17 protein-coding genes and 1 pseudogene are annotated in these 17,563 nt (G+C 63.0%); 11 read left to right on the top strand and 7 right to left on the bottom strand.

Annotated features, from left to right (window positions below; all coding sequences use genetic code 11):
* Positions 1-142 precede the first annotated feature (142 nt).
* The 6 genes and pseudogenes from gyrA to FO488_RS00960 all read left to right on the top strand — a co-directional run bounded on the left by gyrA (position 143) and on the right by FO488_RS00960 (position 8,281).
* Positions 143-2,703, top strand: a pseudogene (gyrA, locus tag FO488_RS00985) (DNA gyrase subunit A).
* Positions 2,704-2,864: 161 nt separating this feature from the next.
* Positions 2,865-4,436, top strand: coding sequence for a HEAT repeat domain-containing protein (locus FO488_RS00980; protein WP_149208816.1), 1,572 nt, complete (start codon positions 2,865-2,867; stop codon positions 4,434-4,436).
* Positions 4,426-5,436: an NAD(P)H-dependent glycerol-3-phosphate dehydrogenase gene (locus FO488_RS00975; RefSeq protein ID WP_149208815.1), complete on the top strand. Its 1,011-nt coding sequence runs from the start codon at positions 4,426-4,428 to the stop codon at positions 5,434-5,436. Before FO488_RS00980 ends, FO488_RS00975 begins: the two co-directional genes overlap by 11 nt.
* Positions 5,437-5,630: 194 nt before the next feature.
* A complete protein-coding gene (gene ispF / locus FO488_RS00970; RefSeq protein ID WP_149208814.1) occupies positions 5,631-6,107 on the top strand; it encodes a 2-C-methyl-D-erythritol 2,4-cyclodiphosphate synthase in 477 nt (158 codons plus the stop codon).
* A 45-nt stretch (positions 6,108-6,152) separates the two neighbouring features.
* On the top strand, positions 6,153-7,235 hold the full coding sequence (gene mqnE, locus FO488_RS00965) for an aminofutalosine synthase MqnE (protein WP_149208813.1): 1,083 nt from the start codon (positions 6,153-6,155) through the stop codon (positions 7,233-7,235).
* Entirely contained in the window at positions 7,232-8,281 is a 1,050-nt protein-coding gene (locus tag FO488_RS00960) for a CheR family methyltransferase (RefSeq protein WP_149208812.1), read from the top strand. The genes mqnE and FO488_RS00960 overlap by 4 nt, the downstream gene beginning before the upstream one ends.
* Positions 8,282-8,288: 7 nt before the next feature.
* Here FO488_RS00960 and FO488_RS00955 read toward each other — a convergent pair whose 3' ends face one another.
* The 6 genes from FO488_RS00955 to FO488_RS00930 form a co-directional block, all read right to left on the bottom strand.
* Positions 8,289-8,687, bottom strand: coding sequence for a hypothetical protein (locus FO488_RS00955; protein WP_149208811.1), 399 nt, complete (start codon positions 8,685-8,687; stop codon positions 8,289-8,291).
* Between the two features lies 1 nt (position 8,688).
* Positions 8,689-8,994 carry a hypothetical protein gene (locus FO488_RS00950; RefSeq protein WP_149208810.1) on the bottom strand — a complete coding sequence of 102 codons (306 nt, stop codon included), beginning with the start codon at positions 8,992-8,994 and terminating at the stop codon, positions 8,689-8,691.
* Complete coding sequence (locus tag FO488_RS00945; RefSeq protein WP_240732105.1) at positions 8,984-9,538, bottom strand: RNA polymerase sigma factor; 555 nt, start codon at positions 9,536-9,538, stop codon at positions 8,984-8,986. The genes FO488_RS00950 and FO488_RS00945 overlap by 11 nt, the downstream gene beginning before the upstream one ends.
* Before the next feature lie 222 nt (positions 9,539-9,760).
* Complete coding sequence (locus FO488_RS00940) at positions 9,761-10,741, bottom strand: beta-ketoacyl-ACP synthase III (protein WP_149208808.1); 981 nt, start codon at positions 10,739-10,741, stop codon at positions 9,761-9,763.
* Between the two features lie 136 nt (positions 10,742-10,877).
* Complete coding sequence (locus FO488_RS00935) at positions 10,878-11,201, bottom strand: hypothetical protein (protein WP_149208807.1); 324 nt, start codon at positions 11,199-11,201, stop codon at positions 10,878-10,880.
* Entirely contained in the window at positions 11,198-11,998 is an 801-nt protein-coding gene (locus FO488_RS00930; RefSeq protein WP_149208806.1) for an inositol monophosphatase family protein, read from the bottom strand. Before FO488_RS00930 ends, FO488_RS00935 begins: the two co-directional genes overlap by 4 nt.
* 188 nt (positions 11,999-12,186) lie before the next feature.
* On the opposite strand from FO488_RS00930, the gene FO488_RS00925 reads away from it, so the two are divergent.
* From FO488_RS00925 to FO488_RS00910, 4 genes are all read left to right on the top strand, one after another.
* Positions 12,187-12,513, top strand: a complete 327-nt coding sequence (locus FO488_RS00925; RefSeq protein WP_149208805.1) for a YggT family protein — start codon at positions 12,187-12,189, stop codon at positions 12,511-12,513.
* 6 nt (positions 12,514-12,519) lie between these two features.
* Positions 12,520-12,972, top strand: a complete 453-nt coding sequence (locus FO488_RS00920) for a DivIVA domain-containing protein (protein ID WP_149208804.1) — start codon at positions 12,520-12,522, stop codon at positions 12,970-12,972.
* The gene (locus FO488_RS00915) at positions 12,959-13,279 is read left to right on the top strand and encodes a DUF167 domain-containing protein (protein ID WP_149208803.1); all 321 of its coding nucleotides are present in this window, start codon (positions 12,959-12,961) and stop codon (positions 13,277-13,279) included. Before FO488_RS00920 ends, FO488_RS00915 begins: the two co-directional genes overlap by 14 nt.
* 95 nt (positions 13,280-13,374) lie before the next feature.
* Positions 13,375-13,851 carry a peptidylprolyl isomerase gene (locus FO488_RS00910; RefSeq protein ID WP_149208802.1) on the top strand — a complete coding sequence of 159 codons (477 nt, stop codon included), beginning with the start codon at positions 13,375-13,377 and terminating at the stop codon, positions 13,849-13,851.
* 84 nt (positions 13,852-13,935) lie between these two features.
* Here the strand turns inward: FO488_RS00910 and FO488_RS00905 are convergent, their stop codons facing one another.
* The gene (locus tag FO488_RS00905) at positions 13,936-15,378 is read right to left on the bottom strand and encodes a DUF3426 domain-containing protein (RefSeq protein ID WP_149212030.1); all 1,443 of its coding nucleotides are present in this window, start codon (positions 15,376-15,378) and stop codon (positions 13,936-13,938) included.
* A gap of 308 nt (positions 15,379-15,686) precedes the next feature.
* Between FO488_RS00905 and FO488_RS00900 the strand changes: the two genes are divergently transcribed.
* Positions 15,687-17,537, top strand: a complete 1,851-nt coding sequence (locus FO488_RS00900; protein WP_205743319.1) for an OmpA family protein — start codon at positions 15,687-15,689, stop codon at positions 17,535-17,537.
* Positions 17,538-17,563: the final 26 nt, after the last annotated feature.

The raw sequence follows: 17,563 nt of genomic DNA, 5'->3' as shown, positions 1-17,563 counted from the left end.
CAAAAATCCCCCCACGCCCCCCGCATCATGAACTAGAGACAAATCGCGAATAATGTGATAGGATTCGCCGTTGGTCGAAAAAGCGGCACCCACGGCGGAAAGCGCCGGACCGCCGGAACAGAAGCCACTGAAAGAGGAATCGATGATTAACGCTCCCACCACGCCGCACAACAAGATATCCGTCAATATCGAAGACGAAATGAAACGCTCCTACATGGATTACGCCATGTCGGTCATCATCGGCCGCGCGCTGCCGGACGTGCGCGACGGACTCAAGCCGGTGCACCGGCGCTGCCTGTACGCCATGTACGACATGGGCAACGACTACAACAAGCCCTACAAGAAATCGGCCCGCGTGGTCGGCGACGTGATCGGCAAATACCACCCCCACGGCGATACGGCGGCCTACGACACCATCGTGCGCATGGCCCAGGACTTTTCGCTGCGCTACACGCTGGTGGACGGCCAGGGGAACTTCGGTTCGGTGGACGGCGATTCGCCGGCAGCCATGCGGTATACCGAGATCCGCATGCGCCAGCTTACCCACGAGCTTCTGGCCGACCTGGACAAAGAAACCGTCAACATGACGCCCAACTACAACGACGAGTTGCTGGAGCCGTCGGTCCTCCCCTCCAAATTCCCCAACCTGCTGGTCAACGGTTCCGCCGGCATCGCCGTCGGCATGGCCACCAATATACCGCCGCACAACCTGGTGGAGGTCATCGACGGCATCATCGCCGTGATTCATAACCCCGAGATCGGCTTCGAGGAATTGCTGGAACTGGTGCCCGGCCCCGACTTCCCCACCGGCGCCACCATCTACGGCCGCCAGGGGATCAGGGACGCCTATACCACCGGCCGCGGCATCATCCAGATCCGCGCCAAGGCCCACGTGGAGGTCCAGAAAAAATCGGAGCGCCAATCCATCATCATCACCGAGATCCCCTACCAGGTCAACAAGTCCAAGCTGGTTTCCAGCATCGCTGACCTGGTCAAGGAGAAGAAGATCGAGGGGATCACCGACCTCCGCGACGAGTCGGACCGGGAGGGGATGCGGATCGTCATCGAGGTCAAGCGCGACGAGAACGCCGAGGTGCTGCTCAACCAGCTCTACAAGCATACCCAGTTGCAGACCTCCTTCGGCATCATCATGATCGCCATCGTCCACAACCGCCCTCGGGTGCTGACCCTGCGGGAGATGATGGACTGCTTCGTCGATCACCGCCGCGAGGTGGTCACCCGCCGCACCAACTTCGAACTGAAGAAGGCTCTGGCCCGGGCCCATATCCTGGAAGGTCTCAAGATCGCCCTGGACTGGCTGGATGCGGTCATCGAGCTGATCCGCGAGTCCAAGACCCCCCCGAGGCCAAGCAGGGGCTGATGGAAGGGCGGTTCGCCGACCCGGAATACCTGAAGCGCCTCGACCTGCCCCGCCCTGCCGGCTACGAAACTGCGGTGCAATTGACCGAGATCCAGGCCCAGGCCATCCTGGAGATGCGCCTGCAACGCCTGACCGGCCTGGAGCGGGACAAGATCGTCGCCGAATATGAGGATGTGCTGGCCTTCATCGCCCGGCTGCGGGAGATCCTGGCTTCCGACGCCGAGATCCTCAAGATCATCGTGGCCGAACTGACCGAGGTCCGCGACAAGTTCGGCGACAAGCGCCGCTCCGAGATCGTGGACAAGACCGCCGACATCACGCTCGAAGACACCATCGAGGACGAGGATATGGTGGTGACCATCTCCCACACCGGCTACATCAAACGCAGCGCCGTGGATCTATACCGTTCCCAGCGGCGCGGCGGCAAGGGCAAGACCGGCATGAAGACCAAGGAAGAGGATTTCGTCGAACAGCTCTTCATCGCCTCCACCAAGGACTACCTGCTCTGCTTTACCGACGCCGGCCGCATGTACTGGCTCAAGGTCTACGAGATCCCCGAAGGAAGCCGCACCACCAAGGGCAAGGCGGTGGTCAACCTGGTCAACGTGGCCATGGACGAAAAGATCACCACCATCCTGCCGGTCAAGGAGTTCAGCGAGGACACCTTCCTGTTCATGGCCACCCGTAACGGCGTGGTCAAGAAGACGCCGCTGGTGGAATACTCCAACGTGCGCAGCGGCGGCATCATCGCCGTCAAGCTGGACGACGGCGACCGCCTGATCTCCGTGGCCCTGACCGACGGTACAAAGGACGTCTTCCTGGCCTCCAAGAACGGCAAGGCCATCCGCTTCAACGAAGGGGACGCCCGTTCCATGGGACGCGTCACCCGCGGCGTGCGCGGCATGAACCTGTCCGACGACGACCAGGTGATCGGCATGGAGATCGTTGACAACACCGCCGTCGGCTCCACCATCTTCACGGTCTGCGAGAACGGCTACGGCAAGCGCACCGATCTGGACGAATACCGCGATCAGAGCCGCGGCGGCAAGGGGATCATCACCATCAAGACCACCGAGCGCAACGGCAGCGTGGTCAACGTCATGCAGGTGGCCGACGACAACGACCTCATGGTGATCACCGACAACGGCAAGATCCTGCGGGTGCCGGTCTCCGGCTTCTCGGTGATCGGCCGCAATACCCAGGGGGTACGCCTGATCACCACCGAGGAGAAGGAGAAGGTGGTGGCCGTGGCCAAGCTGGCCGAGAAGGAAGAGGACGACCTCGACGACGGGACGGACGAAAGCGGCGAAGAAACCGAGTAACGGCTGAAAAGCTGAAAAGCATTCACCATTGAGGACACAGAGGTACACGGAGGAGTGCAAAGAGCGTTAACAAAAAAATAAGAACCTTTCTTCTTTTTTTGCTTTCCCCAGATTGTCCCTCCGTGTCCTCCGTGGTAAAAAAGATCATTATGACCAGAGCTTTGAAAATTGACAGATCCCTGCGGGAACGGCGGCGCATCATGCGTCTTCTGGATTTCCTCAAACGGGACGACCTGACCGGCGACCAGATGGAGCGCATCGGCCGGCGCCTGCAGAAATCGGGCAAACGCGCACTCAACCCGCTGGTCCGCAAGCTGTGGCAGGAACACAACGGCACCGCCATCTACCGCTACACCTGCATGCTGGACTTTTTCGACGCATCGGCCTGGATGGACCAATTGATCCAGATCACCATCCAGCGCAAGGATTTGGAAGAGGACGGCAAGCTGGCCCTCCTGGACCTCCTGCACGACAGCGGCATCGACGTAACCGCCCCCCCCTTCGCCTCCCTGACCGGATACGGCGCCGCATCCCTGGACGGGTTCATCGACGACTGCCTCAAGGACGGCGAACGGGGCCTGGTGCGCTTCATCGACAATTTTCTGGACGTCGCCGACGAATTTCGCGAGCGGATGATCCACCGGCTGTCCGAACTCGATTCTCCCGACGCCGTGGCGCTTCTGGAGATCCTGCTCTCCTTCGAGCGGCCCGAGATCGTCAAAGAGGCCATCCTGGCCCTGGGTCGGATCAAGAGCGGCTGCGCGCTGGACGTGCTGACCAGGGCCGAGCGGCGCCACGAGGGCGCTGCAGCCGACCTGATCCGGCGCAGCATCCGGCGACTCTCCTTCATGGGCATCAGGGAACCGACGGAACTCCCCCAGTCATTCCCCGCGCCGCTCCCGTTCCACGAGGTGCAGGCCGGCCCCATCGACTTCTATGGCGCCCGTTCCCTCTGGTTCGCCTGGAAGCTGGACGATTCCGCCTTTGCCGCCCTGCTGCTCCTGACGGGAGAGTCCGACGGGCTTCTGAATGCGGTCAGCTACCGCATGCGGGACGAGAAGGAATACAACCTCGTCCTCAAGGACCTGATCAACGGCGAGATGCTGCTCCCGGTCGCACCCGCCTATGCCCTGGCCTCCCTGCGGGAAGCCCTCCACCGCAGCCGCGAGCAGGGCTTCTACCTGCCGCCCGACTTTTACGTGGACATGCGCCTGTTTCGGCCCGATTCCCTCAAGCCCGAGGCCTACATCCCCCGTTTCAGCCTGAACCACCTGGACGGCATCGTCGAGAAGATCCCCGGCTACGTCATGACCAGCAACGAACTGCTGGACGACCCGAGCCTGGAGGGATGGATCCTGTCCGAACCGGCCGTCTACGACGCCGCCGAACGCTTCATGGCCCTGGAGGAGAAGGACGGCGTGGATGGGGTGACGGCGGAGGCGCTGGAGGCCGAGATCAACCTGTTCTGCGACGAGATGATCATCCCGCGCCGGGCCGAGATCATCAAGCGGCTGCTCTTGACCGCCGATTACATGCAACAGACCGGCAGCGGGGACGATGCGGTCCAACGCACCCTGGCCACGGCCTTAAGCCTAGTGGGAGGCTTCCTGCCCGAGAGCCGCCACCCCTTTATCCGGCGCCTGGTGCTGGACAGCGTGGACACCGCCCGCCAGGCCCTGGCCGAAGGGTACGACCTGCGACTGGAGGAAGGTTATAACAACGATGAAGAGTAAGAGCGAACAGATAGCCGTCATCGGCGGGGGGAGTTGGGGGACGGCGCTGGCCAACCGCCTGGTCGCCAACGGTCATGACGTCCTCCTGTGGGCCTACGAGGACGAGTTGGTCCGGGAGATCAACACCGCCCACACCAACTCCCTGTATCTTTCCGGCATCCCGTTGCAGCCTGGGCTGGTGGCAACCGGAGATCTCCGCGGGGCCATCGACGGCCGCGGCATCATCCTGCTGGTGACCCCCGTGCAGGTCATGCGGGGGGTGCTGAAGCAGATCGCCCCCGCCATCGGGGCGGGGACCGTCATCGCCAACGCCTCCAAGGGGATCGAACTGGAGACGCTCCAGACCGTCTCCCAGATCTGCGGCCACCTGCTGCCGCCGGAGGCGGCCGAGGGCTATGTGGCCCTGTCGGGGCCGACCTTTGCCCGTGAGGTGGCCCAGGAACTCCCTTCGCTGATCGTAGCCGCATCCCGCGTCGAGGCCAACGCCCGGCGCATGCAGGAGGCCTTCAGCAGCCCCCAGTTCCGGGTCTATACCAACAACGACGTGATCGGCGTGGAGCTGGGAGGGGCGGTCAAAAACGTGATCGCCATCGCCGCCGGCATCTGCGACGGCCTCGGTTTCGGCCATAACGCCCGGGCAGCCCTGATCACCCGCGGCCTGGCGGAAATGAACCGCCTGGGGCGCGCCATGGGGGCGCAGCCGGCGACCTTCGCCGGCCTGGCCGGCATGGGCGACCTGGTCCTGACCTGCACCGGCGACCTCTCGCGCAACCGCACCGTCGGCTTCAAGCTCGGCCAGGGAATGCGCCTGGCCCATATCCTGGGGGAGATGCGCATGGTGGCGGAGGGGGTCAAAACGGCGGAGTCGGTCCATCAGCTCGCCCTGCGCCTTGGTGTGGAGATGCCGATCGTCGAGAAGACCTACCAGATCCTCCACGAGGACAAACCCGCCCGCCAGGCGGTTACGGAACTGATGGCGCGGGATCTGAAGGCTGAATAAACCTAAAAAGGCACTTCTGCCACAGAGACGCAGAGACACAGAGAAAAATCACAGAGTTCTTTCAAATATTCACAAATCCTTAAATGGTAAAGAAAAATTTGACCTAAATATTGTCTAACTCACTGAAATGTTTATCTCAGTGGTTCTGTGGCAAATGTTTTTTTCTAGAATAAGCTGTGGAAAGGTTTGGATGTATGCGCATAGGGCACGGCTACGACGTCCACCGCCTGGTGGAGGGAAGAAAACTGATCGTGGGGGGGGTGGAGATCCCCTGGGAAAAGGGACTCCTGGGGCATTCCGATGCCGACGTCCTGCTGCACGCCATTGCCGACGCCATTCTGGGCGCCATCGGCGAGGGTGATATCGGCAAGCACTTCCCGGACACCGACCCTGCCTTCGAGGGGGCCGACAGCCTTAAACTGCTGGAGCACGTCATGACGGTCGCCGACCGCCGCGGCTACCGGCTCGGCAACCTGGACGCCACTATCATCGCCCAGCGCCCCAAGATGGCACCCCACATCCCCGGAATGCGGGAGAACATCGCCCGCGTGCTCCACGCCGGCCTGGAACAGGTCAATGTCAAGGCCACCACCGAGGAGGGGCTCGGCTTCACCGGAACCGGCGAGGGGATTTCCGCCCATGCCGTGGCACTCCTGGAACCCAAGGGATAATGCCGGCCCGGCCGGTCTCCCCGTAACCCACGCGAAGGTTTTCCCATGAGCAACTTTGAAAGCATAGCCGCAAAAGTCCGCGCCGGCCAGCGCATCGACGCCGACGAGGCGCTCTTCCTGTTCAACTCCACCGACCTCTTGGCCATCGGCGAGTTGGCGGCCCTGGCCAATGAACGCAAGAACGGCAAAAACGTCTTCTTCAACGTCAACCGCCACATCAACCCGACCAACATCTGCGTCAACCGCTGCGCCTTCTGCGCCTTCTCCCGCACCCCGGGGGACGACGGTGCCTATACCCTGGCCCTGGACGACGTGTGCCGCAAGGCCAGGCAGGCCGAAGAGGAGGGCGCCACCGAGGTGCATATCGTCGGCGGGCTCCACCCCGACCTCCCCTTCGAGCACTACGAACGCGTCCTGACCGCCATCCGCCAGACCGCGCCAAGCCTGCACATCAAGGCCTTTACCGCCGTGGAGATCGACTATTTCGGGCGCATCTCCGGGCTGGCCATCGAACAGGTCTTCGAACGGCTCAAGGCTGCCGGGCTCGGCTCCATGCCGGGGGGCGGCGCCGAGATCCTGGTGGAGGAGGTGCGCCACAGGATCTGCCCGGAGAAGATCTCCGGGGCCCGCTGGCTGGAGATTATCCGCCTGGCCCACCAGGCCGGGCTGAAGACCAACGCCACCATGCTCTACGGCCACGTGGAAAGCCCGGCCGACCGGGTCAGGCACATGGAGCTGCTGCGGGACCTGCAGGACCGCACCGGCGGCTTCCAGGCCTTCATCCCCCTGGCCTTCCAGCCGGAGAACTCGGACCTGAAACTGGACATCAAGGGGACCTCGGGCCTGGACGATCTGAAAACCCTGGCCGTTGCCCGCATCTTCCTGGACAACTTCAACCATATCAAGGCCTACTGGGTCATGCTGGGGGAAAAGATCGCCCAGGTGGCGCTGGCCTTCGGGGTCAACGACCTGGACGGCACCGTGGTGGAGGAAAAGATCGGCCACGACGCCGGGGCCCGGAGCCCCCAGGCCCTGACCAAGGAGGGGATCATCCGCATGATCGGCAAGGCCGGCCGGACCCCCGTGGAGCGGGATACCCTCTACCGGCCCATCGCCAGCTTCCCATGATCCGCTTCACCCCGTCCCTCGCCCCCGGGGATGCGGAGTGCCGTCTCGAAGAACTCATCCCGTCCCGGCTGGACGTTGCCCCATTCCAAGCCGATCTTGAACGGCTCAGGCGCATGTCAGCCGCCTGTGCCGCCTTTTGTCCACCCCCCTGGCCCGCCCCCGGCCTCTGCCCGACCCCTGAGACCCATTACCAGAGCGAGCTCTGGTTCCCCCTGGCCGAGGTGCGGCCGGTATTCAACCGCTTCCAGCGGGCAGCCCTCACGTGCCCGGCGGCTACGGCCGGGGCCTTCGGCGACGCGGCCAGTTGGGCCGGCGTGGCGGCGGCCCTGCCGCCGGCCCTGTCCGCCTGCACGACCCCGGCGCGTCTGCTGCACCGGCTGCTAGCCGATGGGGAGGCGCGCCGGTGCTATCTCTTCTGGTCCGGCATGCCGAAACGGTTCTACGGCGGGGCCATGGACCGTTATCCGCACCAGACCGAGAGCATCCGGCTGTGGCTGGAACAACGCACGGCAACGGGACAACCGCTGCGCTGCCTGGATGCCGCCTGCGGAGACGGCGCCGCGACCTATGGCCTGGCGCGCCTGCTGCTCGCACATGGCATACCACCTGGGAATTTCCAGATCGAGGGCTGGACGATCGATCCGCTGGAGGTGTGGGCGGCGGCCCATGCCACCTTTCCCCACGACCCGGCGCGGCAGGCAGCCTTCAGGGAGTGGGTGGCGCCGGTATTCGCCGCCGGCGCGGAGCGGGCCATTTCCTTCCGGCAGGCCGACCTCCTGGCCATGTCCGGAGAGCAGCGCCCCTTCGGACTGATCCTCTGCAACGGACTTCTGGGGGGGCCAATCATCAACAAACGGGGTGACGTCAGGCGGGTTGTGGAAAATCTGGTGGCGCTCCTCGGGCCGAGTGGAATCCTGCTGGCGGCCGACAGCTTCCACGGGGGGTGGAAACAGCAATGCCCGCACCATGAGGTGCAGGCATTGTTAACTTCTGCCGGGCTCGCCCCCATCGTGGCCGGCGCAGGGGTTGGGGGGGTGAAGCGCTAGCGTCGTCTCACTTGCGGCCCCGGTCATCATCCTTCTGGTGTTTGTCCGCCCGCCGTTCGGCGACGAGCTTCTTGAACTTTTCCCGCTGGTCCGGCCGCAGCACCGCTTCCATGCGCTGCTGCCCCGTTGCGAGCAGGGCCTCGATCTGGGGATGGATCTGTTTTTTCAGCCTGCCGATCCCTTCATGGGTTTCATGGGTAATGGCCTTGACCTGCTCCTGTTGGCTGCCGTCCAGGCCGAGCTCCCTGGTGAGCCGCTCGACGATCACCTCTTCCCTCATCTTGCGATTGGCAAGGATGGACTGCTCAAAATGGGCCTTCTGGACCATGTGGGTTACCAAGGCCCCGCCTGCGGCGCCCATGAGGAACACCAGCAGGATTCCCGCTATCGCCTTGAAGTTCTTCATATCATTCCCCCGTCAGGATGTTCTGCGCCAGATACTCTTCCTGACCGGTGCTGATGGCGGCAAACAGGTCATCGGAAGGCGACGAACTGAAACTGGTGCCGTACACCGCGATGACGGCCACCAGGACGGCAAACAGCGGCACCATGCGCCACATCATGACATACCACGGGATGGCGTTCCTGCGCCGTTCCGCCAGCCTGGCCATCAGCCTGGTTTCAAAATGCTCCTCCAGGGCGGAGGTGTCCACCGGTACGGTACGCGTCGCCGCAAAAAGCCGGTCCAATCTTTCATCCGCGTTATCGTTCATCGCTCTCCTCCAGTACCCGCTTCAACACCTGACGCGCCCGATGGGCACGAACCTTCACGTTTGTCTCGCTCCACCCGGTCAATGCCGAAATCTCCCGTACCGAATGCCCCTCCAGTTCCAGCAGGGTAATGACGATCCGCTCGTCCGCCTTGAGGCGCGTAAACGCCCACTTCAGCACTTCACGGGCTTCGCGCGCCTCCCGGTGCGCCTCCTCGGCGGAGTCCCGCACCTCGAAAACATAGTCGTCAAAACCGCTTTGCCCCTTTTCACGCCGCCGCCGGCGGAGCGCATCGTGGCTCGCCCGCACGGCAATGCGCGTCAGCCAGTGCTCAAAGGGGGCATCATGCCGGAATGACGCCAGGTTTTCAAAGGCCTTGATGAATACCTCCTGGCAAATGTCCTCGAGCTCGTCGCTGTCGCGGGCAAAACGCGCGGTCAGGGCGAAGATGCGCCGCTTGTAGCGGGTTACCAGCCGTGCGTAGGCCCCATCGTCACCCGCAAGGGTAGCGCTGATCAGGCTTTCGTCGGAAGTCTGCTCTGGCACACTGGTCACAATCGTTGAAATATCCCTGGTCATGGCGCGTGGTGAGAGGGTGTACGGGGGCGTCCCCCTGGCGTCATCCCTGTCCGTCCATGCGCTTTTTCTGCATATTAGACGACGGGGGCACCCAGAAGGTTACACCATGGGGGGTAAAAAAGCAAAGCCACCATAACGATGGTGGCCTTGCCCGGTGCGGATGGCGTCAGAGGGCCTGTCTGGCCGGCATCAGAACCTGATCAGCAGCCCGCCCCAGGAGAGGCCGCCGCCAAAGCCCATGGTCAGGACCAGGTTGCCCGGTTTGATGGTGCCGTTACGCAGGTTTTCGTCGAGCACCAGGGCCACCGAGGCGGCCGAGGTGTTGCCGCACCGGTCCAGGTTCAGGAGAAAGCGTTCCTTGGGATAGCCGAACTTCTTGGCGATGAAGTCGATCATGCGCACGTTGGCCTGATGCGGGATGATATAGTCCAGATCCGAGGTCTGGATGCCCCCTTTCCGGCAGATCTCCACGATGATCTCGGGGATCACCTCGGTGGCGAAGATATAGACCTGTTTGCCGGCCATCTTGAAGGTATTCTCGCGGGCGGCGATGGTTTCGGCGGTGACCGGCTTGCGCGACCCGGAGGAGGGTACCTGGATCAGCGGCCAGCCGCTGCCGTCGCTGCGCATGTAGGTGCAGAGCACCCCCCTGTCCTCCTCGGTGGCCCTCAGGATCGCCGCCCCGGCGCCATCGCCGAACAGCGGGCAGGTGGACTTGTCCTCGAAATCGAGGATCTTGGAGTAGGTGTCCGCGCCGATGGCCATCACCGTCTTGTACTTGCCGCATTTGATGAAGTTGTCGGCCACTTCCATGGCATAGACGAAACTGCTGCACACCGAATTGACGTCAAAGGCGAAGGCGTTGGCGGCGCCGATGTTGTGCTGGACGATGCAGGCCGTTGCCGGCAGGATCATGTCCGGCGTCGAGGTACCCACCACAAGGCAGTCGATCTCGGAGGCGTCGATGCCGGCCGCCTCCAGGGCCTGCTTTGCGGCAATGGTCGCCAGGTCGGAGGTCGCCTGGTCCTCCCGGGCAAACCGGCGCTCGCGGATGCCGGTGCGGGAAAACACCCATTCGTCGGCGTTCGCCACCAGATCTTCGAAAAACTCGTTTTTGACCACCCGTTCCGGTGAATACGCTCCGCTGCCGATGACCTGCGAATGAATCATGATATCCCCGCTGTTGCACGTGCCGTGCAATTGCTCTCCGCAATAGTAAAGTTTTCTGAATTTCTCACAAAATAACACTGTTTGTCAATCGGAATGTTGTGTAAACGACACAGTTCAAAGACAGGACGCCCGGCAATCATTCCCCGTCGCGGCAGCGCAGGACATCGGCAACGGAACAAGCCCACACCAGGGCAAACGCGGCCAAGAGCCCCTTGCCGAAACCGGAGGCCCCCTCCAGGGCCGCCATCACCTCGCCGGGCGAGACCGTAACCGCACCGGCGGCCATCTTGGCGGCAATCACCGGCCCGAGCCCCTTCAGCACCACGAACAGCGCCAGGAGCAGCAGCAGGTTGAGCACCATGATGATGGCGATGCCCGCCACCTTGCGGCCAAGGTAGAGCTGGCCCAGGCCGGGCAGGACAAAGGCGGAGAGCAGGAGTGCCGTCCGTTTGCGCGTCATGGGGCGGCTCCCGCGGCGGTTGCGGCAAGCAAGGCCGTCATGTCGTCGTGGATCAGGCCGTTCGTGGCCAGGATGCGGTCGTTGAAGACGTCATAGGCCGAGCCGTCGAAGGTGGTCACCGTCCCCCCCGCTTCACGGACCAGCAGGACCCCGGCGGCCACGTCCCACGGTTTGAGCTTCAGCTCCCAGAAACCGTCCAGGCGGCCGGCGGCCACAAAGGCCAGGTCCAGGGCGGCGGCGCCGGCCCGGCGGATGCCGCGGGCCGCCTTCTGGAAGGCGATGAAGCTGGCGAAGTTGTTGGCCGGGTCGGTGGCGCAGTCGTAGGGGAAACCGGTGCCCAGGAGGGTGTTCCTGATGGGTGAATTGGCGGAAACCCGTAACCGGCGGCCATTCAAATAGGCGCCGCCCCCCCGGGTGGCCGTAAAGAGTTCGTCGGACATGGGGTTGTAGATCACCCCGGCCGCCAGTTCCCCCTGCGCCTCCAGGGCGATGGAGACGCAGAACCAGGGGAAGCCGTGGGCGTAATTGGTGGTGCCGTCCACGGGGTCGATGATCCAGCGGAACTGCGGGTCCCCCGGCGGATACTCCCCCTCTTCCGCAATAACGGTGTGGCCCGGAAAGCGGTCCAGGAGGTGTTCCACGATCAGCCGCTCGGCCTCTCGGTCCACCTCGGTCACCAGGTTCTTGTCCCCCTTCAGGTCGATCTCCAGACGGGATGCGAAACGGTGGCGCTGAAAGCTTCCCGCCGCCAGGGCCGCCGTCACGGCGCAATCAAGGTACTGCCGGTACTCGTTCATCGTCACACCTCGCCATAAAAAGAAGGCGGCCCGGATGCGCCGCCTTTGCCGGACCGTTTATACCAGACTCGCGGTTCCCTGACAAGCATCTGTCTTTCTGCTTTGACATTACACCTACTTTGAGGCATATTCTAGCCCGTTTATCGTATAAAATCATGCCGACCGGGCACCATACGGAGCGATCAGACGTGGTACTCTTTGCGAACATACTCCTGGCGCTGGCCAAGATCGTGGAACTGGGCAACGGCCTTTTGACCATCTACAAGTATATCCTGCTGGCCAGCGTAATCATCTCGTGGGTGAACGCCGACCCCTACAACCCGATCGTCAACTTCATCTACCGCGTCACCGACCCGCTCCTGCGCAGGATCAGACGCCACATGCCCGACACCGGCATGCTCGACCTGTCCCCCCTGGTGGCCTTTGCCCTGATCTACGTGCTGCAGATCGTGGTGTTCGATACCGCCTACCAGTACCTCATGACGGCCAGCATGTCACTCAAATTGAGAGGTTAACCAGCGATGAAGATCACCCCGCTCGACATCCAGCAGCAGCAGTTCAAAGGCAAGATGCTGGGAGGCCTTGACCCGGAAGATGTGGACGCCTTCCTGCAATCCATCGCCTCGGAAATGGAAAGCCTGATCCGCGAAAACAACGAACTCAAGGAGCAGCAGGCCCGGCACAACCGGGAGATGGCCGAGATGGGCGAGAAGGAGAAAGACCTCCGCGAAACCATGCTGGCCGCCCAGCGGATCACCGAGGAGATGAAAGCCAATGCCCAGAAAGAGGCGGCGCTGATCGTTTCCGAGGCCGAGCTCAAGGCCGAACGGATCGTGATGGACGCCGAACGCCAGTTGGGCGACCTCAAGGCCCGCATCGAAGAGGTCCGCCGCCAGAAGGTTCAGTTCGAGATAAGCCTCAAAGCCCTCCTGGACAGCCATGCCCGTCAGCTCTCCGGCGATGAGCAAAGCTGACCCGCCCCTCTGTACCGATACGGACGGAGGCATCATCATCACCCTTCACATCCAGCCCCGGGCATCCAAAAACGAGGTATGCGGCATCCAGGACAACGCCCTGAAGATCCGCCTGACCTCGCCGCCCGTGGATGGCGCCGCCAACAAGCTTTGTCGGGAATTCCTGGCCGAGCGGTTCCATGTCGCCAAATCGGCGGTGGAGATCGTTTCCGGCGAAACCTCGCGCCACAAGCGCGTCAAGATCGGCGGCAAGGAGCCCGCACTGCTCAGAAGAACGCTGGAAGAACTGATCTCGCAGCAGCGTTGACCGAACACATCATACATGCATCGGCCCTTACGGATTATGCCTGTTCCCCACCTATCTGTCAGATGGCTGAATCAAACAACGAAAGGAAAACACACATGGCACAGGCAAAAAACGGCGACAAGGTTCGCGTGCACTATACCGGCACGCTTGAGGATGGCTCCATATTCGACAGCTCGGAAAAAGGCGCCGACGAATGCAGCGACGACGCGTGCGGATGCGGCGGCCAGGCCGGCGCGCCGATGGAATTCGTCATCGGCGAGGGGCACCTGATCCCAAAATTCGAAGCGGCCGTGATCGGCCTTGAACCGGGCCAGCGGGTCCAGGTCGCCATAGCCTCGGCGGAGGCCTACGGGGCCCGGGCCGAGGAGTTGGTGGCCGTAATCGAGCGCAGCGAGATCCCGGGCGACATCAACCCGGAGCCGGGGCAGCATATGGAGGTCGTTCTCCAGGACGGCTCGACGATGCCGGTCATGGTAACCGAGGTGACCGACACCACCATCACCCTCGACGCCAACCATCCGCTGGCCGGGCAGGACCTGACCTTTGACATCAAGCTGGTGGAGATACTCTAGGGTTTTTCGCCTCCCCGAAAAGAAGAAATGGCCGTGGAATTGCTCCACGGCCATTTTTCTTTCCTCCGCCCATGTGGGGGACGGTTACTTCTGTTTCTCCGTGGCCACCGTGGAACCGGCCGGCTGCACGCCGTAGTCCCTGGCGTCCGCCGGTGCCTTGGCAATCACGATGACGAAGGGGATCGCCTTCCCCGGCGACACCTCCAGGTTGTCCAGCGAATCGCCAAACTGGTTGGCCATGGCCGCCTCTATCTTGTCCAGCGGCATGCCGGCCAACTGCTCCCTGGTCAGCGGGTTGCCGCAAAAGGCGCTCTTGCTTGCCAGCACCTGCCCGTTCGGGCCGTAGATCATCCCCTTCACCTGTATGGCGGCCCGCGGACCCGCAAATTCGTTGACCGCCTCGCCGCTGATCACGACGAGCTCACCAGCGGTGCTGTTCTTGACGAAAGCGGCGTTGATACCACGCACCGTAATGCGCCCGCTCTCCTTTGCCACCTTTTCCCCGCCGAACATCGAGTACCCCGCATAACCCAGCAGTGCCACGGCAGCCACGGCAAGCGCAGCGGCCACCCCCATGAAGACGGGGCTCTGTTTGCGGCGGGAGGAGATGGAAAGCGGCGGCAGCTCTTCATCCTGCGTAGACAAAAAGGCCGCTGCGTCTGGTCCCTCTCCCACGGCGGGGCCTTTCTTTTCCTGCGCTTCGGCCAGGGGGGCAAAAAGCAGCTCCTGAGCCGGCTTGAGTTCCTCGGGATTGACATGCTGCACGGCTACCGAGGTCAACTCGTCGCCGAAATCGATTTCCCCCAGGCTGAAGGGTTCGTCGGCCTTGGCCGCAGCACTGCCGCTCGCTGCTTCCTTCCCTGCCGGCGCCTTTTCCGACGCCCCCAGGGAATCGGCAAAGTCATCGACCGAAAAATCGAAGGAGATCGGTTCGGCAGGCTCTTCGTGTGCGGGGGGGGCAACGGCATCGCCGAACAGGTTTTCATCGCCGAAGTCGAAACCGGCGGCATCCGGTGCAGATGCCGGCGCCGCGGCAGAAAGCTCTCCCCCGCTGAAATCAAGGGCCTGAGGCGTACTCACCGGTGCCGTGGCCGCAGCCACGTCCCCGAAATCGAAATCGGAAAAATCGGCCTCGTTGGCGGCAGCCGCGGCTTTCTCATGACCGGCGGCGGCATCAGCCGCTTCATCCGAAAAGGAAAAACCGAAATCGGCCGCCCCTGCCGGAGCCGGGGGCGGTTCTACCGCCGGCGGAGCGAATGAGACATCATCAGGGTCTCCAGCGGCAAACGGCTGGCTGGCCGGCCCCTCCTCCCGAACGGCGGCACCAGGAGTCGAAGCGTCATCCAGCCCGGGCGCAAACGGCTGATCAAGGCCGGCCAGGGCGCCGCCCGCGGATTCCAGATCCTGCTGTTTCGTGACGGTGAAGACATGCCGGCACTTGGCACAACGGACCTTGACGCCCTTATCCTTGACTTTGGCCTCATCGAGCCTGAATTTCGTGGAGCACTGTTCACACTGGATAATCATCTGCGACTCCCCGCTGAATAGGTGGTGGCACAGTACTTAAATACTTGAACCTTCTATGGTCTATATCAAAAAGGGGGTACGGTGTCAAATTCTTAAACGGGTGTCCATGCGTCGCCAGCCGCGGCCTGCAAACCGGCGGGAACTCCGGCCGCACATTTTTTCAATTGACAACCGAACCGCGCGAACTAGCGGTTTTGGTTGAAAGTAGGTGGCTATACGTAGTATATGGTAACAGTTTGAATCTCTAACTGTGGGCGGAGAAATCGTTGCGCAGGTTCATCGTATCCATACTCCTCGGCATCGCGTTCGTGTCCGCACACAGGGATTGCCTGGCGGTCGTGGATTTTCGCGCACCCCGCCAATCCGCCGCCGTCACCCCTTCACTCTCCCTTACCCCGGCGGTCGGCGTGCTCGTATTCGACGGCCACAGCAACCTGGAGGCAAGCCCCAGCTACGGCATCCGCCTGGGATACGACATAATCGGCCGCAACGCCATCGACAGCCTGGCGGTCGAAGCCGGGCTCGACGTGGCCATGACCCGCCTGAAATCGAACAAAAACTCCGCAACCGCCTATCTCCTGCGTACCGAGGCGCTCTACTCCCTGCTGCCCCGGGAGCGGTTCGTCCCCTCTCTTGCCGTCGGCGTCGGCGGCATGTACGTGAACGGCGACGGCAGTCCCTCTTCCACGAGCGCTTTTTTCGACTACGGTGCCAGTGTCAAATACTTCCTCAAGGATTATCTGGCGCTGCGGATGGACCTGCGCCACATCTTCGTGTACCGGGACATGGCCGCCCGCAGCAACTTCGAGTCGACCCTCGGCCTGTCGTTTCTTCTGGGCTATGACAAGAACCTGAGACGGGTGCCGCCGGTGGATACGGATAAGGACGGCGTGCCCGACTATCTGGACAAATGTCCGGAAACCCCGAAAGGGATCAAGGTGGACCGGGACGGCTGCCCCGTGGACAGCGACGGCGACGGTGTGCCCGACTACCTGGACAAATGCCCCGGAACGCCGCCGGGGGTCAAGGTTGACCAGAACGGTTGCCCCCTGGACAGCGACGGCGACGGCGTGCCCGACTACCTGGACAAGTGCCCCGGAACGCCGGAAAATACCAAGGTCGATAAGGACGGCTGCCCGGCCAGGTCCACGGAACCGGCAGAAACCGCCGCGCCCCCGGCAGGGGCGGAGGCCGGCCAGGAAAAACCAAAAGCCGCGGCACCCGTGGTCGAGCCGCCAGCCGCCGCGGCCCGGAAAGAACCTCCCCCCGGGACAGCCACGACGGATTGCATCGCCAGACTCAATGGCGTAACCCTTTTGGATTCCGACTGCGACGGGGTGCCCAACTATCTGGACAAATGCCCCGGAACCCCCTGGGGAACCCCGGTGGACAAGGACGGCTGCCCGACGGGGAGCGCTCCCGCTGCGCCCGCCGGAGCCGCGAAGGCACCTGCGGCTCAGGCTCAGCCTGCTCCGTCCCCCCGTGCTCCGGCGGCTCCCGCTCCGGTCCCGGTCCCGGTCCCGGCCGCTGCCGTCCCGGCGGTCCCGGAGCCGCCACGGGCCACGGCACCCGTACGGCCGACGCCGCCCGCGGCGGCAATCCCTGCCGCGCCGGCACCCAAAAAGCCGGAACCGGAAGCGGCGCCCGCACCCCCGGAGCGGACGCCCATACTGATCGAGGTTCCCGTAAAGCCGCTCCTGCCGCGAAAAGGCATGTCCAGCGCAGGCTATTTTACCGCCGCCACGGACAACTGCCCCGCCGTCCCCGACAGCAGGATCGTGTACGACGAAAAACCGCTGATGAAGCTGGTCATCAACTTCAAGGTGGACAAAGCCGACATCAACCCGAAATATTACGCGAAGATCAGGGAGATCGCCGAGTTCATGAAGAAGAATCCCCAGGTATCCGCCCATGTGGAAGGGCATGCCGATTACACGGGGCCGTTCGATTACAACATGACCCTTTCCCGGGTCAGGGCCGTCAATATCAAGAACCAGATCCTGCACAACGGGGACGTCGATCCCGAGCGGATCAGCATCAACGCCTATGGCTGCTCCATCCCCGTCGCCAGCAACAAGACGGCCGAGGGCCGCCGCAAGAACCGCCGGGGCGTAACCGTGGTAACCCTCACGGCCCAGGGCCCCAGCGTGGTGAAGTAACCCTTTCCCCGGCCTGCGCCGGGAGT

This window comes from Geobacter sp. FeAm09 (assembly GCF_008330225.1).
Taxonomy (GTDB): Bacteria; Desulfobacterota; Desulfuromonadia; order Geobacterales; family Pseudopelobacteraceae; genus Oryzomonas.
This window is presented reverse-complemented; position numbering and strand designations above follow the sequence as displayed.

Coding starts and splice junctions, on each gene's coding strand:
- FO488_RS00975 (WP_149208815.1), top strand. CDS start 4,426: ATGAAGAGTAAGAGCGAACAGATAGCCGTCATCGGCGGGGGGAGTTGG.
- ispF (WP_149208814.1), top strand. CDS start 5,631: ATGCGCATAGGGCACGGCTACGACGTCCACCGCCTGGTGGAGGGAAGA.
- mqnE (WP_149208813.1), top strand. CDS start 6,153: ATGAGCAACTTTGAAAGCATAGCCGCAAAAGTCCGCGCCGGCCAGCGC.
- FO488_RS00960 (WP_149208812.1), top strand. CDS start 7,232: ATGATCCGCTTCACCCCGTCCCTCGCCCCCGGGGATGCGGAGTGCCGT.
- FO488_RS00955 (WP_149208811.1), bottom strand. CDS start 8,687: ATGAAGAACTTCAAGGCGATAGCGGGAATCCTGCTGGTGTTCCTCATG.
- FO488_RS00950 (WP_149208810.1), bottom strand. CDS start 8,994: ATGAACGATAACGCGGATGAAAGATTGGACCGGCTTTTTGCGGCGACG.
- FO488_RS00940 (WP_149208808.1), bottom strand. CDS start 10,741: ATGATTCATTCGCAGGTCATCGGCAGCGGAGCGTATTCACCGGAACGG.
- FO488_RS00935 (WP_149208807.1), bottom strand. CDS start 11,201: ATGACGCGCAAACGGACGGCACTCCTGCTCTCCGCCTTTGTCCTGCCC.
- FO488_RS00930 (WP_149208806.1), bottom strand. CDS start 11,998: ATGAACGAGTACCGGCAGTACCTTGATTGCGCCGTGACGGCGGCCCTG.
- FO488_RS00920 (WP_149208804.1), top strand. CDS start 12,520: ATGAAGATCACCCCGCTCGACATCCAGCAGCAGCAGTTCAAAGGCAAG.
- FO488_RS00915 (WP_149208803.1), top strand. CDS start 12,959: ATGAGCAAAGCTGACCCGCCCCTCTGTACCGATACGGACGGAGGCATC.
- FO488_RS00910 (WP_149208802.1), top strand. CDS start 13,375: ATGGCACAGGCAAAAAACGGCGACAAGGTTCGCGTGCACTATACCGGC.
- FO488_RS00905 (WP_149212030.1), bottom strand. CDS start 15,378: ATGATTATCCAGTGTGAACAGTGCTCCACGAAATTCAGGCTCGATGAG.